Source organism: Ralstonia sp. 24A2 (assembly GCF_051783885.1).
In the GTDB taxonomy this organism is placed as follows: Bacteria; Pseudomonadota; Gammaproteobacteria; order Burkholderiales; family Burkholderiaceae; genus Ralstonia.
On record NZ_JBPVZD010000003.1, the window covers coordinates 840,089 to 856,674 of the forward strand.

Below are 16,586 nucleotides of genomic sequence, written 5' to 3' on the forward strand. Positions count from 1 at the left end.
GTGCAACGGTCTAGCGACGTGCGCAGACATAGGCGGCCGAACGCGCTGCCAGCGTACCCGGCCGGATGCGCATCCAGTGCGCGCCGGCAGCTGTGCCCGTGTCGAGCGTGGCGCCACCGGGATCGCGTACCACGTAGTCGACCAGACGGATGCGCTGGCGACGGCAGTCGATCTCCTGGCGCGAGAGGATCATCGTGCCTGGCCGATAGCGTGTGCCGCGGGCACGGCGTTCACCGCGCTTGAGCACGGTACGGGCAAGAAAGGTCTTGTGGCCGATTTGGTTCGAGCGCAGGGAATTGCGGTCAATCGAGGCCGCCACCGACGTCGTCGTCAGATATTCGTGCCAGCGTGCCGCCCGAGCGGGCGCCGCCATGCCGATGGCACCGATGCCCACGCCACACACCCAGATCCACCGCCACATCATGCGTTTCACGACCGTCAGCCCTGCCCTGCCAAGAAGCGCGGCACCTGCTGCCGCCTGCGTACATTGTAACAATCGCGCCATGAGGGACCGATGAAGACGCACGAGGGCACGGCCACGGCCCTCAGGTAGCATGCGGGCAACCTGATCTGCGCCATCCGACATGCCAACCGTTCCGCCTGTTCCGTTTCTGGCCCTCGCTGCCCATGCCTTTGCCGCCGTGCTGATCGCGTGTGTGCCGATTGGCGCGTGGCTCTGGCTGCGCCGGCGTTTTGATCTGGCGTGGCGCGACATCTTCGTGGGTGCGGCGGTATTTGTCGTGTTTGCGCTGGTGCTGGAGCGCCTGCTGCATGTCTATCTGCTGCAGTTCAATCCGGTGACGGCGCAATGGCTGCGCACGCCCGTGCTGTTCGTCATCTATGGCGCGCTGATGGCGGGGCTGTTTGAAGAGGTCGGCCGCTGGCTCGGCCTGCGCTTTCTCACCCGCAAGCCCGGCGATGCGGGCACCCCCGTCGCCTACGCACTCGGCCACGCAGGCGTTGAAGCCTGGCTGATCGGCACGGCATCGCAAGCGCAAATGGTGATGTTTGGCATTGCCGCCAACCGGGGCGATCTGGATACGCGCCTGGCGGCCGGCGGCGCCGAAGCCATGGCCGGCGCGATCCACGCGATGCTCACGCAGCTCTCGCCGTGGTTGGCTGCGGGTGCCGCGGTAGAACGCATCGCAGCGATGCTGATCCAGTTCACCCTGACGCTGGTGGTGTGGTACGCAGTGCGGCAGCGGCGCTTTGCGATTGTTGTGCTGGCGATCCTGCTGCACGCGCTGGCCGACCTGCCCGCCGCGCTGTACCAAGTGCACGTGCTGCCGCTGGCGGTGACGGAGGCTGTCTACGCCGTTGTGGCCGTGCTGTTGGCAGCAACGTGCTGGCCGCCGCAGGGCGGCAAGAAAGTGGGCGAATCGTCGCTGCGGTAGGAATCAGTTGGTTCGAAAGCGATCCGGCTCAATACCGTGCCGGTTGAGCTTGTCGTATAGCGTTTTGCGCGGCACGGCCAGCAGATCGGCCGCGCGGGCGACATTGCCCTCGGTGGCGCGCAGCGCTTCTTCAATGGTGGTGCGCTCCACCGCCATCATGCGGCCCGCCAGTGAGTGCTGGCTCGCCTCCGTTGCGACCAGACCATCGTCCAGGCCAAGGCAGAAGCGTTCAGCCACGTTCTTCAGCTCGCGTACGTTGCCGGGCCAGTCGTGGTGCTGCCAGCGCATCATGTCCTGCGCAGACCAGTCCGGCGCAGTGCGGTCGTAGCGCACGCCGGCCTGCTGCAGAAAGTGAGCCATCAACAGCGGGATGTCTTCCGCGCGCTGGCGCAGGGGCGGCAGCGCAATCGACACGACGTTCAGGCGGTAGTACAAGTCCGCGCGAAACACGTTGCGGTCAGACGCCTCCTTCAAGTCCACCTTGGCCGCCGCCACCACGCGGCAATCGACCGGCACGCTCGCGTTGCTGCCCAGCCGTTCGATGCTGCGCTCTTGCAGCGCGCGCAGCAGCTTGGCCTGCAAGGCCAGCGGCATCGATTCGATTTCGTCGAGAAACAGCGTGCCGCCATTGGCGTATTCCATCTTGCCGATGCGGCGGCGGTTGGCACCGGTAAACGCACCGGACTCGTGGCCGAACATCTCGCTCTCGAACACGGATTCGGGCAGCGCGGCGCAATTGAGTGCCACGAATGGCCCGCGCCGCCGGCTGCCCTCGTGGATGGCGCGTGCGAGCACTTCCTTACCCGAGCCGGTCTCGCCGGTGACGAGGATGTCGGCATCCGTCGGCGCCAATGCGGTAACGAGCCGGCGCACGTTCTGCATGGCCGCGCTTTGGCCGATAAGCGGGTACGCCTGCCGGCCCTGCAACGCCTCGCGCAGGCGCAGATTCTCGGAAGTGAGCCTGCGCTTTTCCAGCGCACGCCGTACCACGTCGACCAGGCGCTCTGAGTGGAACGGCTTCTCCATGAAGTCGTACGCACCGGCGCGCATGGCAGCCACGGCCATCGTCACGTCGCCATGGCCGGTGATGAGGATGACGGGCAACTGGCGGTCGTGCTGCAGCATCTCGCGCAGTACGGCCAGGCCGTCGCGGCCGGGCAGGCGCACGTCGGTCACGACCACGGCGGGCGTTTGTGTGGCGAGCGCGGCCAGCGCACTTTCCGCATCGGCAAAGGACTGCACCGGCACATCCGCCAGCGTGAGCGCTTGCTCGCAGCCCAGGCGCACCACGTCGTCATCTTCGATCAGGAAGACAGGTGCGTGATCGATGGGGGAAGACGCGTCAGAAGAAGTAGGTTCAGACATGGGTTCCAACACGTTCCAGCTCGATGATGAATTCTGCGCCGCCTGCATCGTCGCCGACCTCATTGTCAACATTATGACCTTCGAGCCGGCCACCAAAATCTTCGATGATCGCCAGCGAGATTGCCAAGCCAAGCCCGAGACCCTGACCGTCGTCCTTGGTGGTGAAGAATGGCTCGAACAGCCGCGGCAGCACATCGGCCGGAATGCCCAGGCCGAAGTCGCGCACGGTGATGCGTACCCATTTCTCGATGGGTTCAACGCTCACATGCACGGTGGCGGATTCGCGTTCCGGCGCCTCGGCAGTCGCATCAATGGCGTTGCGGATCAGGTTGACGAGCACTTGCTCCAGCCGCACGGCGTTGGCCCAGACGGCAAGGTCGGCGGACACCGGTTCCGCCATCACCGTGACGCCGGCTTGGCGGCGACGTGTCTCCACCAGCATCAACGCCTGGCGGATCGCCTCGTCCACCGACACCGCCGCACGTGCCGCATCACCTTTGCGCGAGAACGCCTTGATATGCGAGACGATGCGGCCCATGCGCTCGGCAAGCTGGCTGATATGCGTGAGGTTGCCGCGCACCTCGTCGATGCGGCCGCGCTCGGCGAGCTGGTTGGCGTTGTCGGACAACGTGGTCAGCGCGGTGAGCGGTTGATTGAGTTCGTGCGTGATGCCGGCGGCCATCTGGCCCAGCACCGCGAGTTTGCCGGCCTGCACGGCGGCGTCGCGCGTTTCGCGCAGGATGCGCTGCGCCGCGTCGAGCGCCTCGACCTTGCCAGCGAGTGCGGTGTTGGCGGAGGTGAGTTCCGCGGTGCGCTGCGCAATGCGCGCTTCCAGATCGCGCTGGACTTCACGCAATGCGGCGCGGGCACGGCGCTGTTCTTCACGCCGGCGCGTACGCAGGCGCAGCGCGACGAACACGGCAAAGATCAACGCCATGGCAAACGCCGCGCTGGCACCGGCCACCAGCGCGGTGCGCTGCTCATCGCGCGGGTCGATCAGCACGGCGACTTGCCAGCCGAGCAAGCCTACCGGGCGGTACTGCACACGAAGTGTCGACACCGATTTTCCGGGCAGCGCCACGCGTACGGTCTGGGGCGGCCGGTCCGCAGAAAAGGGTACGCCCCCGGCTTGTGTGTCGAGTGGCGTGAGGGTATGCGGCGCGTATTGGCGCGTCGCATCGAGCGCGGTTTGCTGTTCGGGGCTCAGCGTGCCGAGCGTGCGGTACTTCCACTCAGGCACGGAAGACAGAAAGATCACGCCATGGCCGTCGACCAACAGCACCGTATCGCCGCTGCGCGAGAGCGACGCCTCGAAGGCATCCAAGTTGACCTTCACAACGACCACGCCGATCGGCTTGTTGCCTTCGCGCACGGGCGCGGCCACGAAATAGCCGGTCTCGCCCGTGGTGTTGCCTACACCGTAGAAGCGGCCCAGACCCTCGCGCATGGCTTCGGCAAAGTACGGGCGAAAGGCGTAGTTCTGACCGACGAACGAGGTCGGCAGATCCCAGTTGCTGGCCGCGATCGTGAGGCCGGTCGTATTGATCAGGTGAGCGGCAGCCAGATCGGTGGCGGCCTGCACTTCTTTCAGATAGGCATTGGCGGCGCGACGCATGGTGGCGTCCCCCGCCTGCGGGCCTTCCAGCAGTGCAACGTGCAGCACGTGTTCCAGCGCCGCCAGCCGTGGCAATGATTCGTAGCGCGCCAGCGTGCTGCGCAGGTTCTGCGCGTAGAAGGTGGTGCGCTGGCCGGCCTCTTCAGCACGCGTGGCAACGTAGCGCTGCAGGGCAACTGCGTAAGCGCCCCACCCTGCTGCCGCGCAGCAAGCCGCCATGGCCAGCGCAACGGCCAGCCGCCAGCCACGTCCGCGTGCGGGGTGGGCAAGGTCGGCGTGGCCGTCGGATGGAGGCATGAATCAGTGTTCGATACGGGAATGCTCGCGAGTATCGCGCATGAACACGTACACCAACAGTGACAAGAAGATCGAGCCCGTCACATACCAGTAGAACAGCGACTCATGGCCGGCCTGCTTGAGCCACAGCGCAATGTATTCAGCTGTGCCGCCAAAGATCGACACCGTGAGCGCATACGGCAGGCCGACGCCCAGCGCACGCACTTCTGCCGGGAACAACTCGGCCTTCACCACGGCGTTGATCGACGTGTAGCCCGAGACGATTACCAGCGCGGCCATGATCAGAAAGAAGGCCGTCCACACGTTGGTCGTCTGGCTGATGCCCGTCATGATGGGCACGGTGAACAGCGTACCCAGCACGCCGAACGCAATCAGGATCGGACGACGGCCAATGCGGTCGGACAAGCCGCCCACGATCGGCTGCAGAATCGCAAACAGCAGCAGCGTTGCGCCGGACACCAGCGTCGCCTGGTCCTTCGACAGGCCCACCGTATTGGCCAGGAACTTCTGCATGTAGATCGAGTACGTGTAGAACGCGACCGTACCGCCCAGTGTCAGGCCCACGACAGTAGCCACCGCACGCGGATGCTTGGCGAGTTCAGCCAGCGTGCCGCGCTTCTTGTTCTCCTTCGCGGCGGTAAAGGACTGCGTCTCTTCCATGTGCGAGCGCATGCGCATCGCAATCAGCGCACACAGCGCACCGATGAAGAACGGAATGCGCCAGCCCCATGCCTCCAGCTGCTCGTGCGTCAGTACGAACTGCTGTAGCACAATCAGCAACGCCAGCGCCACCAGTTGCCCGGCGATGAGCGTAACGTATTGGAAGCTGGAGAAGAAGCCACGGTTTTCCTTGTTGGCGACCTCGCTCAGGTAGGTGGCGGACGTACCGTATTCCCCACCGACCGACAGGCCCTGCAACAGGCGCGCCAGCACCAGCAGCACCGGTGCCGCAACGCCGATGGTCGCGTAGCTCGGCGTCAGCGCAATGATGAGCGAGCCCATGCACATCAGCACCACCGAGAAGAACAGCGCGCGCTTGCGGCCGTAGCGGTCGGCATAGATACCCATCAGCCAGCCGCCCACCGGGCGTGCCAGGAAGCCGACGGCAAACACCGCTGCCGTGTTCAGCAACTGCGCTGTCTGGTCACCCTTGGGGAAGAACGACTTGGCAAAGTACAGCGCAAACGCCGAGTACACGTACCAGTCGTACCACTCGACCAGGTTGCCGACGGAGCCGGAGAAAATGGAACGCAGACGGCGACGCACGTCTGCGGGGGTGTCTTTGGCGGGGGCTTGGGTGGGCGTGAATTCGCCCGTGACCGCGCCAGCCTGGGGCTGCGTCATGGTGTCTCCTTGGAGCGTTGGCGGCGGCCTTTGCCCGTGACACGTCGGCACCTGTCGAGGTGCGCGACATGCGAGCGGCCCGCCGGTTTATGGGTGGTCGCTCTAACTCAAGAAGCATTCCATGCAGAACGCGAACGCGGCAGCCCTCCGCAAATGCCGGTGGTACAAAGCTTTGCGGGAGATCGCCTGATCAGGGAGACGCTGAAGAAGTGTGCGGTTTTCCAGAATCGGCCGTGCGTTCTGTGCGAAAACCCGCACGGTCGACCAGGAGACAAGCGTCAAGAAACGTCAGGCAGCCACGCCCAACGGAATGGTGTCGTGAACCAGCGGGTCCACTTCGTCCACCCTCTCTTGTTTGGGTAGCAGACCCATGCGCTTGGCGAGGTACGCCTCGAAGTCAGCGCGCACTTCTGGATGACGCAGCGCGAATTCCACCGTGGCCTGCAAGTAGCCAAATTTGCTGCCGCAATCGAAGCGCTGACCACGATAGCGATAGGCCAGGATCTGCTCTTCCGCCAGCAGACTCTGGATGGCGTCGGTCAACTGCAGCTCGCCGCCGGCACCGGGCTTCAGGTTGCGTAGATGATCGAAGATGCGCGGCGTCAGGATGTAGCGGCCGACCACGCCCAGGTTGGACGGCGCATCCTTTGGCGCGGGTTTCTCGACAATGCCGTCAAGCTTGATCAGACGATCATCCCATTCGCGACCGGCCACCACGCCGTACGAACGCGTAGCATCTGACGCAATCGTCTCGACACCGACGATCGAGCAGCGGTAGTGATCGTAAAGCTCCGTCATCTGCTGCATGACGGGTGGCTGGTGATCCAGCAGATCGTCCGCCAGGATCACGGCGAAGGGTTCGTCGCGTACCAATTTCTGCGCACACAACACTGCGTGACCCAAGCCCAGCGTTTCGGGCTGGCGCACGTAGAAGCACTCCACGCCAGGCGGCTTAATCGACTGCACCATTTCCAGCAGCGCGTGCTTGTTCTTGGCCGCCAACTCCGATTCCAGCTCATACGCCTTGTCAAAGTGGTCTTCAATCGCTCGCTTGGCGCGGCCGGTGATGAAGATCATCTCCGTAATGCCCGCAGCTGCTGCCTCTTCCACCGCGTACTGGATCAGCGGCTTATCGACGATCGGCAACATCTCTTTCGGGCTGGCCTTGGTGGCGGGCAGGAAACGCGTACCGAGCCCCGCCACGGGAAACACGGCCTTGGTGATCTTCTCGTTCATGACAACTCCATCGATGAGACGTAGCGTCATGAGCAAGTCATATGCCTGCGACTCAACCCTTTGATGGTGCGGGATGGACGCTGCGCGGCAGTGTTCGCACTGCCCACCGGCAGGTCTTTCCTACAACCGATTGCAAGTCCGCCCAGCCAACTTTCAGCGCCGAAAGTCGAAAAGCGTACCCAATTCTGCGTACGATTTGACGCTCGCCCGAGGCATCGTGGACCAGTCAGTACACGCCAACGGCGCGTCAGGAAGACGGCTTGACCCAACCACGCGAGACTGGCGCGGCGCGCTCGGGCGTACGACGGTAGGCGTCGATCTGGGTACGCAGTTGCGTGACCTCGGCTTCCAGCGTGCGGATACGCTGGCGCAGTTGGTCAGCCTCGCTCTGCGTCTGCTGGCGCACGGCATCGTTCTGCAGTCGCAGGAAACGCTCGGTGCCGGCCAGCGCACTGGCGGCGCCTTCCAAGCGCGTGACGGTCTCGAAAGTCTGCTCCAAGCGCTCAAGCGTTGTATCCGTCAGCTTGGGCGGAGTGATGGGCGCCGTGGCCAGCGCCTCCCCAAGGCGGCGCTCCAGATCGGCCATCGCCGCCTGCAGTTGCCGGTTGCGTGCGGCTTCGTGCTCCAACGCCCTTTCTGCCACTTCGGCACGGATGCGTGCCTCCATCCATTCGGCACCCGCTCCCGGCGCGCCGATGGCACGTGATGCCACCCGGTCACGCTCCTCGCGGGCCGGATGACCGGTTGGAGCCAAAAGCGTACCCGTTTCTGCGAGCGCCCATGGGATCGGCCAAGGCTCCACCGCATCCGCCGCGGGACCGCCAGACACATCGCCCCGCCCGCGCGCTCGGTCCACCGCCTTCTGCAGCGTCGTATTGCTGGGCCGGCGTTGCACACCGGCTTGTGCCAACCACTCCGCATATCGGCGCGCGCCATAAACGCGGCGCGTCACAACATGGACCGCCTCAATCAGCTCATCAAGGAAGACCGCATTGTCGTGCGGAAAAGCGACGTCCAGCCGCTGAACCGCTTCAACGATTCGCTGCTGCTGTTCGGTAGAGAAATGCAGACCAGGTCTAGCCATGTTGGAGGTTTTTGATGTCTCTATAGTGTACACAAAGGGTTAAAAACATCAATATCTCAATATCATAGATCATTATTTTTATAGAGGTTTGATATAGTTGCAGAGATGTTTTCGCGCAGGACATGAGCGATGGGCACCTCCTAACACGTGTCAGGAAGCGCTTTCAGCGGAAACAGAGGGCCTTGATTGGCCATCTGCGTGGACGGCGTTTTCGTACGCAGAAATAGGTACGCTCTGCCCTTCGTAAGCTCCGAAGCCTGGCGAATTGGGCAAAAAAAAAGCGCCCCAAGGGGCGCTTTCGATGATCTGAGGAGGCAGTTACAGCAATGCGATGTCTAGGCCAAAGCGACTTTTCAGCGCCTCTACCAAGGATTCCCGTGCAGCTCGATCTTGCAGCTTCACATCCAGCATGACGCGGCCGGAGTCCCATTCCTTAATTGTGCCGAGAAGATCACCTTCACTGCTACGGATCTTGTATTGGCGACTGACTTCCTTGACCTTTCGGGTACGCCCCTCCTGGGCCACTTTTCGAATCTGTTCAACATCACGGCTCGACAAACCTTCTTCGAGCACCCGATGTACCAGTTCACGTGTGCGCTCCTCTCCGGCGCTCTTGAAGTACAGCGTCAGCTCGTAGCCGGTCGCAATCCCGATTCCAGCCGGGCGCTCTTTCATCACGTCCAGCACGGTTTCCGGCAGTTTCAGCAGCGCCAGGGTCTTATTGACCGTACCGGCTGACACACCGGTAATTTCGCAAATATCTTCTTCTTTTTTTACTTTTCCTTCGTCCAGCAACTGGCGCCAAGCAATCGCATTGTCGAGCACCGACTGCCCCGAACGCTGCTCGTTCAGCACGAACGACAAGCGATAGAAATCAATATCAGACAGTCCGTCTTCGATGAAGCAGTCCATCTCGGCCTTGCCCGCCGCGGCCAGGGCGCGCTTGCGGTAGTGACCGTCGATCAGGACATACCAACCAGGCTTGGCGGGATCGGGGGCAGCTAAGCCAGGCGTTTGCTGCCCGTGCGTGGCAATCGAGGCAGCCCGTTCCTGCACGATCTGCGGGTCGTAGATACGCCGTGCGTTGAGCGGATTTTCCTGCAGGCGCTCCAGCGGAACCTTGATGACACGGCGCTCAGAAGTATTCGCAGGCGTCGAACTTTCAGCGCTGAAAACGGGCGCCACGGGTTGCCCAAGCAAGCCCCTCGGGTGCGAGGTGATGGCCTGTTCAGCCAACGCAAACCTGTCGACGGGGGCAGCTTTGGTCTTTTCTGCTGCGATACCCGCCAGCATCCCATCCTTGAGCGATTTCAGCTTCGCGCTCATACACGTTCCTCCTGCAACAACTGCAACACCTCGTCGACCATGATGTCGACTTCATTGACCGCTTCCCGCGCGCCCGGTACGCCGTGCACTGTGGCGCCGATTGCCTGGCATTCTCGGAATGCCGAACGCGAACCGATCATGGAATCCATCAACGGAATATCACCATCATCACCAAGAATCTCAATGGCTTGCTTGGCGAGGGATACACGTCGCTGAACCATGTTGGCCAGCACGCGAATCCGTAGCGTCTCGTTGGTCACCTGTGCTTGCTGGGCGAGTGCCTTTGCTGCGACTGCGGCCCAGAGATCAGGCGGCGAGGGCACAACTGGAATCAAGGCAATGTCTGAAATCAGCAACGCACTCGACGAAGAAGGGGAATGTACCGCGGGCGGACAATCGACCACGATGTAGTCATAGTCGCCTACAAACTTGCGAACTTCCCGATGCATCGCGCCGCCTGACGGCGCCAGCCCAATGACGGAGGCGGGGAACGGCTTCTCATCTGGGGCCTGCGCTGCCCAGCGGGTCGCTGTCCCTTGCTCATCCATGTCGACCAGCAGCGTCTTATTGCCTCGCAAGCCGAGAGTTCCGGCGATGTGCATGCTGACCGTCGTCTTGCCGCACCCGCCCTTCTGATTGAATACCGTTACGATCTTGGCGCTCACTGGTCCTCCACTTTCAGCGCTGAAAGTCAGTAGCGCTCATCTTAGGGAAGAGAACGTGAAAACACAAGATCAATAAAATTCAATTTATACAAATGATGAAATAAGCCTTAGCAAACACTAGTGGCCTTCAATCCACCTAAATTGAGATGTAAATGCGGTCTTTGGCGCATAACCTCACGCGTTCAGCCCGGTATCTGCGTGCTTCCTAGGTGTTTACCAGTGTGCAGAAAAGCGACATTACAAAGAAATCCCGACCATCGACACTGTGCCCCAAACTGGTTATGATGCTTAGACAGTCGTCTGAAGACTTTGTCTACGCAGGATTCGGAATCAGCCGGACTCTTCGTGCGATGTCCGGATCGGCTGGATGACTTGTTTTTTTGTTTTTTTAAAGGAATTTTTGCATGGCCTCGGGTACTGTCAAATGGTTTAACGAAACCAAAGGCTTCGGCTTCATCACTCCGGACGGCGGCGGCGCAGATCTGTTCGCGCACTTCTCCGAAATTCAGGGTTCGGGCTTCAAGACCCTGAAGGACGGCCAGAAGGTCTCGTTTGAGGTGAAGCAAGGCCCGAAGGGTCTGCAAGCCTCGGCGATCAAGCCGGAATAAGCATTTCGGGCTGATCGCCTGAGATGAAAAAGGGGAGCCTCGGCTCCCCTTTCTTTTTGCCCGCAGCAAATTTTGCTTCAGGCCAGCTTTCGCACGCTGGTACGTGACGGCTGCAGGATCAGCGCCTTCGACGAATCTGCATCCACCTTGGCATCCGGATAGACGACCAGCACGTCTTTTAACGCCTTACGGAACAGGGCGCGGAATTTCCGCTCGCTCTCGGTCTCGGTACCAAACTGCATCTGCAGGGCTTCCCACGGGATTTCCGTGCGCTTCTGGATCGTAAAGAAGCGATAGGTGAGCCACGAATACACGTCGAGCGCAAACGGCGATTGCTTGAGCGCTTTCAACGCCCGCATATCCACAGGCACAGGGCGATTCACGAGCTCGTTGAAGAACGGCTCAGAAAGCACCACAAAGCTCTCGAACATTGAGCCCTGGCCTGGCTGCATCGGATCCCACCAGGTCGACAGTTGATCGGCGAGCAGATAGCCGATGCGGTCGATCGACAGCGGTTCCTGGTTCTGATTCTGGGTGGGCGCGGACTTGTTCTGCACGATGGCAATCGTCGCCGAGAACAGGCGGATCATTTGCTGGCGTACCAGCGTCATGGTGCCCCGCTTGCCCCCCGTGGCCATCGGAATGCCCAGGTTGTACATGAACTCCGACAACGAGTTGCCAAGCGAAATGCGCCGGTCTTCCACCGTGCCCTGGAATTCGCCGCGTTTCTTCTTGGCCATGATTTCCTTGCCGATCCAGGCCAGCATCAACCGTGGATATGAGCCATAGGGATAGCCGAAAGAGACGGTTTCCGAAACGATGCGTTGCCGGCCATTGGTGGCCCGCTCCGAACGTTGTTGTGTGAAGTACCCAGGCTGAATCATCAGCGAAATGTTGCCGCTGGAGCGCGTCCAGACCGGCGGCGAGCCCTTGGGAGCCCGATAGGGAAGGGTGACTTGCACGCTGGCACGGCTGAGGAACCCGACTTCGCCGCTTTGCCAGGCGTCTTCGCGTTCCATCGCCTGGGCTTCATCGAAGAGGCGCTGAAATTTCTCCGGTGCGGCAATGACTTGCCCTCCCGAGGGGATGATGATGCGGCTGGGCGAAGTGTCGTCCGGCTTCCCGTTGGGTGTAAGGCGTTTGGTGACCATGGTGCGCGAGATTTGTTCAGAGCCTTTGTACTAAAACGCCTTCGGCTTGTCACGCAGAATTGGGTACGTTCTCTGATTTTCACTCGTTGTTGCGGGAAGGGCATCGGTGGGCAACCTGAAGGGTTGTCCACGGGGGACCTTTCCTCACTACAAGTTATCTATACCTTCTACGTTTACTACAGGTAAACCGTATACGCGCCCCGCAAAGCCTTGTCAGCATTGGGTTCAGGGGGGCATTTTGTACCCGATTCTGCGAAGGGCCGAACCTGATTCTGCGTGGTCGCGTACCTGCTTCTGCGTGAAACCGTACCCGCTTCTGCGCAAAGCCCGTTCCCGTTTCTGCGGGGACAACATGGGGTTGTCCACAGTGTTATCCACAGAAAACTGGCGGAGACAGCCGAAAAAACGAAGTGCCTCAGGCGGTGCGTACCCGTTTCTGCGGCCGAAACGGCCATATCTCGCGTGTGCTGGCTCAAAGCGTACCTGTTTCTGCGTTCTAGCCGACAAATCGTTCGCGCTTATGCGTACCCAATTCTGCGCGTGGTTGAACAGCGTGTCTTCATGAGGGCCTGGTCCCAAATGGATTTACAAAAAAGCGAGCACACGCTTCAAACCATCTACGTCGAATTCGTGCGTACCTGTTTCTGCGGAGCGCGGGGCAGCGGTAGTGCCGATGCGCGGCCTCCCGAATTGTCGTTGGCGCTGGGAAGCAGAACTTTCATCGCTGAAACTTGATGGCGCATCGCCCGGATGCAGGCCGGCTGAGCAGGTGTCATCCTGCATGGCCGTACCTGTTTCTGCGGGTAAAAACCCTTATCCACCAACGGCTTGTCTTGTATAGCCGCACCGTAAGCGAACCCATTTCTGCGTACCCATCCGCAGAAATGGGTTCGCATCTTCCTCACGGGTCTATGCCCTTCCTCGCAGAAACGGGTACGCCCCTTCCGTCATATCCCCGCAGAAACGGGTACGCCTTCCCTTTCAGGTTTACGCAGAAACTGGTTCGCATTGCCTGTATCAGAGAACACGCTTGACCGCAGAAACGGGTACGCAGAGGTTTTCGATGTCACGCAGAAACAGGTACGCCCACCCACTATCACGGCAGTTTTCGCGAGACGAGACGTTTTCTCAGCGCCAGGCGTACCTGTTTCTGCGAACCGGCACGCAGAAACAGGTACGCCAATCGCCAGCAGGATCGCACGACATCGCGGTTTCGCAGAAATGGGTACGGTTTGTGCGACGCGACGGGCCGTGTTCGGGCAGGCGGACAAGCGCGGACGCGCACGTGCGGACCGTCAATGTTTCGGGCATCATGCGCATCCCGCGCGTCGCGCCAACTAGCACTTGGCCGGCGCGTTTTCCATCATTCCGTCTGAATGCACAGTATTTCGACCGGCCAGCTTTGGCGTGTCGGAATCTTGTTCAGAGTGGCCTCGCCCCGTGGTGGGCGTGCATCGGGGGGATCCGGCTCTACCCTGGGCTGGCCAGCGATGACACTTCACAACAAGAGGAGACAACCCGCATGACTTGGCTTGCACGCACCTTCAAGCTCGAGGAACACCAGACCGACGTTCGCACGGAAGTGCTTGCTGGTCTGACGACGTTCCTTACGATGGCGTACATCATCTTCGTCAACCCGAACATCCTGGCCGACGCGGGCATGCCGCACGACGCCGTGTTCGTGGCCACCTGCATCGCTGCGGCGATCGGCACGATCATCATGGGGATGTATGCCAACTACCCGATTGCCATGGCGCCGGGCATGGGCCTGAACGCGTACTTTGCATACGCTGTGGTCAAGGGCATGGGCTTTCCGTGGCAGGCGGCGCTGGGCGCGGTGTTCATCTCGGGCTGCCTGTTCATGCTGGTGAGCCTGTTTGGCATCCGCAAGATGATCGTCAACGGGATTCCTCATTCGATCCGTGTGGCGATCACGGCGGGTATCGGGCTGTTTCTGGGCATCGTGTCGCTGCATAGCGCGGGGCTGATCGTCGGTCATCCGGCGACGCTGGTGACGTTGGGCGATGTGCATCAGCCTTCGGTCATCCTGGCGGTAATCGGTTTCTTCCTGATAGTGGCGCTGGACCACCTGCGTGTGAAGGGCGCTATCCTGATCGGCATCCTGGCTGTGACGGCGGCCAGCTTTTTCTTTGCCGGCAACACCTTCCATGGCGTGGTGTCGATGCCGCCGTCGCTGGCGCCGACGCTGATGCAGCTCGACATCATGGGCGCACTGTCGGTGGGCATCCTGAATGTGGTGCTGGTGTTCTTCCTGGTGGAGCTGTTTGATGCCACCGGCACGCTGATGGGCGTGGCCAACCGCGCAGGCCTGCTTAAGGAGGGCAAGATGGACCGCCTGAACAAGGCGCTGCTGGCCGACAGTACGGCCATCATGGCCGGTTCGTTGCTGGGTACGTCGTCCACCACGGCGTACATTGAAAGCGCCTCGGGCGTGCAGGCCGGTGGCCGCACGGGCCTGACCGCGCTGACGGTGGCCGTGCTGTTCCTGCTGTGCCTGTTCTTCTCGCCGCTGGCTGGCGTGGTGCCCGCCTATGCGACCGCCCCCGCGCTGCTGTATGTGTCCTGCCTGATGCTGCGCGAGCTCGTGGACTTGAACTGGGAAGACACTACCGAAGCCGTGCCGGCTGTGCTGACCGCACTCATGATGCCGTTCACGTACTCGATCGCCAACGGCGTCGCTTTCGGCTTCATCACGTATTCGGGCCTGAAGCTGTTCACAGGCCGCATGCGCGAGGTGCCGATCATCGTGTGGATCATCTCGGCGGTATTCCTGTTCCGCTTCTTCTATCTCTCGGGCGGACACTGAACACGCCGTGCAGCCAGCGGTAGTCAAACAACGCGGACCTTCGAGTCCGCGTTTTTTTTTGCCCGCACACCAAAAGCGTACCCATTTCTGCGTGCGATTCTAGGCGTGAGCGTACCCGTTTCTGCGTGCTCTTGTAGACGATTGCGCTGCCAGGCGTACCCATTTCTGCGGACGATGTGAGTGACGACTGTTGCGAGAATCGCGCCGACAATCGGTTTCAACGATCGGGGCGAACCCGGCAAACACCTACGGTGCGTACCCGTTTCTGCGTGATGTGTGGAGGAATGTCAGGCCGACGGCGTGGCCAGTTTGCGTGCCGCCTCGGCAATGCTGGCGGCCAGATTGGCTTCGCGTGCGCGTGCAGCGGCAGTGGGTAACGCTGCCAAGCCGAGCGCATGCGCAACGTCGGCAGCCGCCTCACCGGCGGCGAGGCGCTCGCGCAGGTGTGCCCCACGAACGCCGCGCAGCGACGCATTCGCCAGGCGTGCTGCTGCATCGGTCTGGCCGGCGGCGCGCGCATAGTCTGCGGCTTCGTCGAGCATGGCTTTGACGATCTGCAGCAGCTGCGAGCGCGAGGCGATGCCCTTGCGTTCACCGAAATCGCGGCGCAGGGCGGGGGAATCGATGATGCTGCCGTCGGCACGCCGTGGCGAGCGCTTGCGGATCGACAGAAGCAGCGGCGTGGCTTCTTCGGGCAGCGGCAGCGGCGATAGGCCAAACGCCGCACGGTACTCGCGCAGCGTGACCATCAACGCATCGCATGGCAGCCAGCGCTGCGAGCGTCCGCTGCCGACTGTCAGCAACCAGACCGACGCTGGCAGCGTGCCATCGGATGCCGCCTGTGCAGCGGGTACGGCATGCAAGGCCACATCGCCCATGCGTGCGCCTACGAGTTCCGATACGCGCAGGCCCGCATGCGCGAGAAGCTCAGCGAGGAAGCGGTCGCGTGCCTGACGCAGGCGCGCTTCACGACCCAACGCCACGCGTGCGCGCACGGCATCCACCAGCAGTGCCATGTCGGCGGCGCTCAGCGAGGCATCGGATTCCGCAGCCGCCGTTTGCGGTGCTGAGGATGCGGGGGATGTGCTGCTCGGTGCCGGTACGGTGATGACGATCGCGTCGTCGTCGAGAAACGGGTTCGTGCGCAGATAACCGGTGCGCTGCAGCCAGCCGCACAGGTTGGCGGCGATCACACTGCTCTGGCGCGTGGAGCGCACCGAGAGCGGGCCGCGCAGCGGTGTCCAGTCGGTGGCGTCACGTTCGATGCCGCGCGCGCTGATTGCCCATGTGGGTGGTTCTTGTAAAAAGCGCAGATACGCGACGGCGTCGTCACGCAGCCAGGTGGCGATTGGCTTGCCGAATGTGCGCGCATACCAGCACACGCGCTCCGCTTCCACGCGGTATTGCGACAGCGTGGATGCACCCACCGCGCGCGCGCCTGTTGCGCGTGCGTCGAGCCACGCCTGCACACGTTCGCGATCTTGCGTGAGCGCTTGCAGATCCGCCTGGGGGGTGGCTCTATCGGGAAGGGGCGCGGCGTCTGCCGGGCGCGGTTCGGACATGCTGGAACGCGTCGTGTACGAGGGCGGTGTGGATCGCGCAAGTATAGCGAGACGCGCTTGCACGCTGCGTCAGGTATCTCGCTGGAGCGTGGATTCAACAGGTGCGGGCACG

At 61.9% G+C, this 16,586-nt stretch carries 13 protein-coding genes; 3 read left to right on the plus strand and 10 right to left on the minus strand.

The annotated features are described in order from the left end of the window. Nucleotides 1-10: 10 nt before the first annotated feature. The gene (locus ACS13N_RS21285; RefSeq protein WP_438934464.1) at nt 11-421 is read right to left on the minus strand and encodes a surface-adhesin E family protein; all 411 of its coding nucleotides are present in this window, start codon (nt 419-421) and stop codon (nt 11-13) included. A 163-nt stretch (nt 422-584) separates the two neighbouring features. Here ACS13N_RS21285 and ACS13N_RS21290 point away from each other — a divergent pair, with 163 nt between their 5' ends. Continuing rightward, nucleotides 585-1,394: a YhfC family intramembrane metalloprotease gene (locus ACS13N_RS21290; RefSeq protein ID WP_438933590.1), complete on the plus strand. Its 810-nt coding sequence runs from the start codon at nt 585-587 to the stop codon at nt 1,392-1,394. A gap of 3 nt (nt 1,395-1,397) precedes the next feature. Here ACS13N_RS21290 and ACS13N_RS21295 read toward each other — a convergent pair whose 3' ends face one another. From ACS13N_RS21295 to ACS13N_RS21325, 7 genes are all read right to left on the minus strand, one after another. Continuing rightward, nucleotides 1,398-2,759, minus strand: a complete 1,362-nt coding sequence (locus ACS13N_RS21295; protein ID WP_438933591.1) for a sigma-54-dependent transcriptional regulator — start codon at nt 2,757-2,759, stop codon at nt 1,398-1,400. Further along, nucleotides 2,752-4,671, minus strand: a complete 1,920-nt coding sequence (locus ACS13N_RS21300) for a sensor histidine kinase (protein WP_438933592.1) — start codon at nt 4,669-4,671, stop codon at nt 2,752-2,754. The genes ACS13N_RS21295 and ACS13N_RS21300 overlap by 8 nt, the downstream gene beginning before the upstream one ends. Nucleotides 4,672-4,674: 3 nt before the next feature. Beyond that, nucleotides 4,675-6,015: an MFS transporter gene (locus ACS13N_RS21305; RefSeq protein ID WP_438933593.1), complete on the minus strand. Its 1,341-nt coding sequence runs from the start codon at nt 6,013-6,015 to the stop codon at nt 4,675-4,677. 288 nt (nt 6,016-6,303) lie between these two features. After that, on the minus strand, nt 6,304-7,251 hold the full coding sequence (gene galU, locus ACS13N_RS21310) for a UTP--glucose-1-phosphate uridylyltransferase GalU (protein ID WP_438933594.1): 948 nt from the start codon (nt 7,249-7,251) through the stop codon (nt 6,304-6,306). A 247-nt stretch (nt 7,252-7,498) separates the two neighbouring features. Continuing rightward, a complete protein-coding gene (locus ACS13N_RS21315; protein ID WP_438933595.1) occupies nt 7,499-8,335 on the minus strand; it encodes a DNA-binding protein in 837 nt (278 codons plus the stop codon). Nucleotides 8,336-8,653: 318 nt separating this feature from the next. Then, nucleotides 8,654-9,661, minus strand: a complete 1,008-nt coding sequence (locus tag ACS13N_RS21320) for a ParB/RepB/Spo0J family partition protein (protein WP_438933596.1) — start codon at nt 9,659-9,661, stop codon at nt 8,654-8,656. Further along, nucleotides 9,658-10,326, minus strand: coding sequence for an AAA family ATPase (locus ACS13N_RS21325; RefSeq protein ID WP_438933597.1), 669 nt, complete (start codon nt 10,324-10,326; stop codon nt 9,658-9,660). The genes ACS13N_RS21320 and ACS13N_RS21325 overlap by 4 nt, the downstream gene beginning before the upstream one ends. Nucleotides 10,327-10,730: 404 nt before the next feature. Between ACS13N_RS21325 and ACS13N_RS21330 the strand changes: the two genes are divergently transcribed. Next, entirely contained in the window at nt 10,731-10,934 is a 204-nt protein-coding gene (locus ACS13N_RS21330) for a cold-shock protein (protein ID WP_021193171.1), read from the plus strand. Between the two features lie 77 nt (nt 10,935-11,011). Here the strand turns inward: ACS13N_RS21330 and ACS13N_RS21335 are convergent, their stop codons facing one another. After that, complete coding sequence (locus ACS13N_RS21335; RefSeq protein WP_438933598.1) at nt 11,012-12,085, minus strand: replication protein RepA; 1,074 nt, start codon at nt 12,083-12,085, stop codon at nt 11,012-11,014. Nucleotides 12,086-13,607: 1,522 nt separating this feature from the next. On the opposite strand from ACS13N_RS21335, the gene ACS13N_RS21340 reads away from it, so the two are divergent. Further along, nucleotides 13,608-14,912, plus strand: a complete 1,305-nt coding sequence (locus ACS13N_RS21340) for an NCS2 family permease (RefSeq protein ID WP_438933599.1) — start codon at nt 13,608-13,610, stop codon at nt 14,910-14,912. Nucleotides 14,913-15,199: 287 nt separating this feature from the next. Here the strand turns inward: ACS13N_RS21340 and ACS13N_RS21345 are convergent, their stop codons facing one another. Beyond that, the gene (locus tag ACS13N_RS21345) at nt 15,200-16,474 is read right to left on the minus strand and encodes an integrase (protein WP_438933600.1); all 1,275 of its coding nucleotides are present in this window, start codon (nt 16,472-16,474) and stop codon (nt 15,200-15,202) included. Nucleotides 16,475-16,586: the final 112 nt, after the last annotated feature.

What these genes read in the sequence shown, in the direction of transcription:
- ACS13N_RS21300 (WP_438933592.1), bottom strand. Translation starts at nt 4,671, where the DNA reads ATGCCTCCATCCGACGGCCACGCCGACCTTGCCCACCCCGCACGCGGA.
- ACS13N_RS21320 (WP_438933596.1), bottom strand. Translation starts at nt 9,661, where the DNA reads ATGAGCGCGAAGCTGAAATCGCTCAAGGATGGGATGCTGGCGGGTATC.
- ACS13N_RS21305 (WP_438933593.1), bottom strand. Translation starts at nt 6,015, where the DNA reads ATGACGCAGCCCCAGGCTGGCGCGGTCACGGGCGAATTCACGCCCACC.
- ACS13N_RS21335 (WP_438933598.1), bottom strand. Translation starts at nt 12,085, where the DNA reads ATGGTCACCAAACGCCTTACACCCAACGGGAAGCCGGACGACACTTCG.
- ACS13N_RS21345 (WP_438933600.1), bottom strand. Translation starts at nt 16,474, where the DNA reads ATGTCCGAACCGCGCCCGGCAGACGCCGCGCCCCTTCCCGATAGAGCC.
- galU (WP_438933594.1), bottom strand. Translation starts at nt 7,251, where the DNA reads ATGAACGAGAAGATCACCAAGGCCGTGTTTCCCGTGGCGGGGCTCGGT.
- ACS13N_RS21290 (WP_438933590.1), top strand. Translation starts at nt 585, where the DNA reads ATGCCAACCGTTCCGCCTGTTCCGTTTCTGGCCCTCGCTGCCCATGCC.
- ACS13N_RS21340 (WP_438933599.1), top strand. Translation starts at nt 13,608, where the DNA reads ATGACTTGGCTTGCACGCACCTTCAAGCTCGAGGAACACCAGACCGAC.
- ACS13N_RS21295 (WP_438933591.1), bottom strand. Translation starts at nt 2,759, where the DNA reads ATGTCTGAACCTACTTCTTCTGACGCGTCTTCCCCCATCGATCACGCA.
- ACS13N_RS21330 (WP_021193171.1), top strand. Translation starts at nt 10,731, where the DNA reads ATGGCCTCGGGTACTGTCAAATGGTTTAACGAAACCAAAGGCTTCGGC.
- ACS13N_RS21315 (WP_438933595.1), bottom strand. Translation starts at nt 8,335, where the DNA reads ATGGCTAGACCTGGTCTGCATTTCTCTACCGAACAGCAGCAGCGAATC.
- ACS13N_RS21285 (WP_438934464.1), bottom strand. Translation starts at nt 421, where the DNA reads ATGTGGCGGTGGATCTGGGTGTGTGGCGTGGGCATCGGTGCCATCGGC.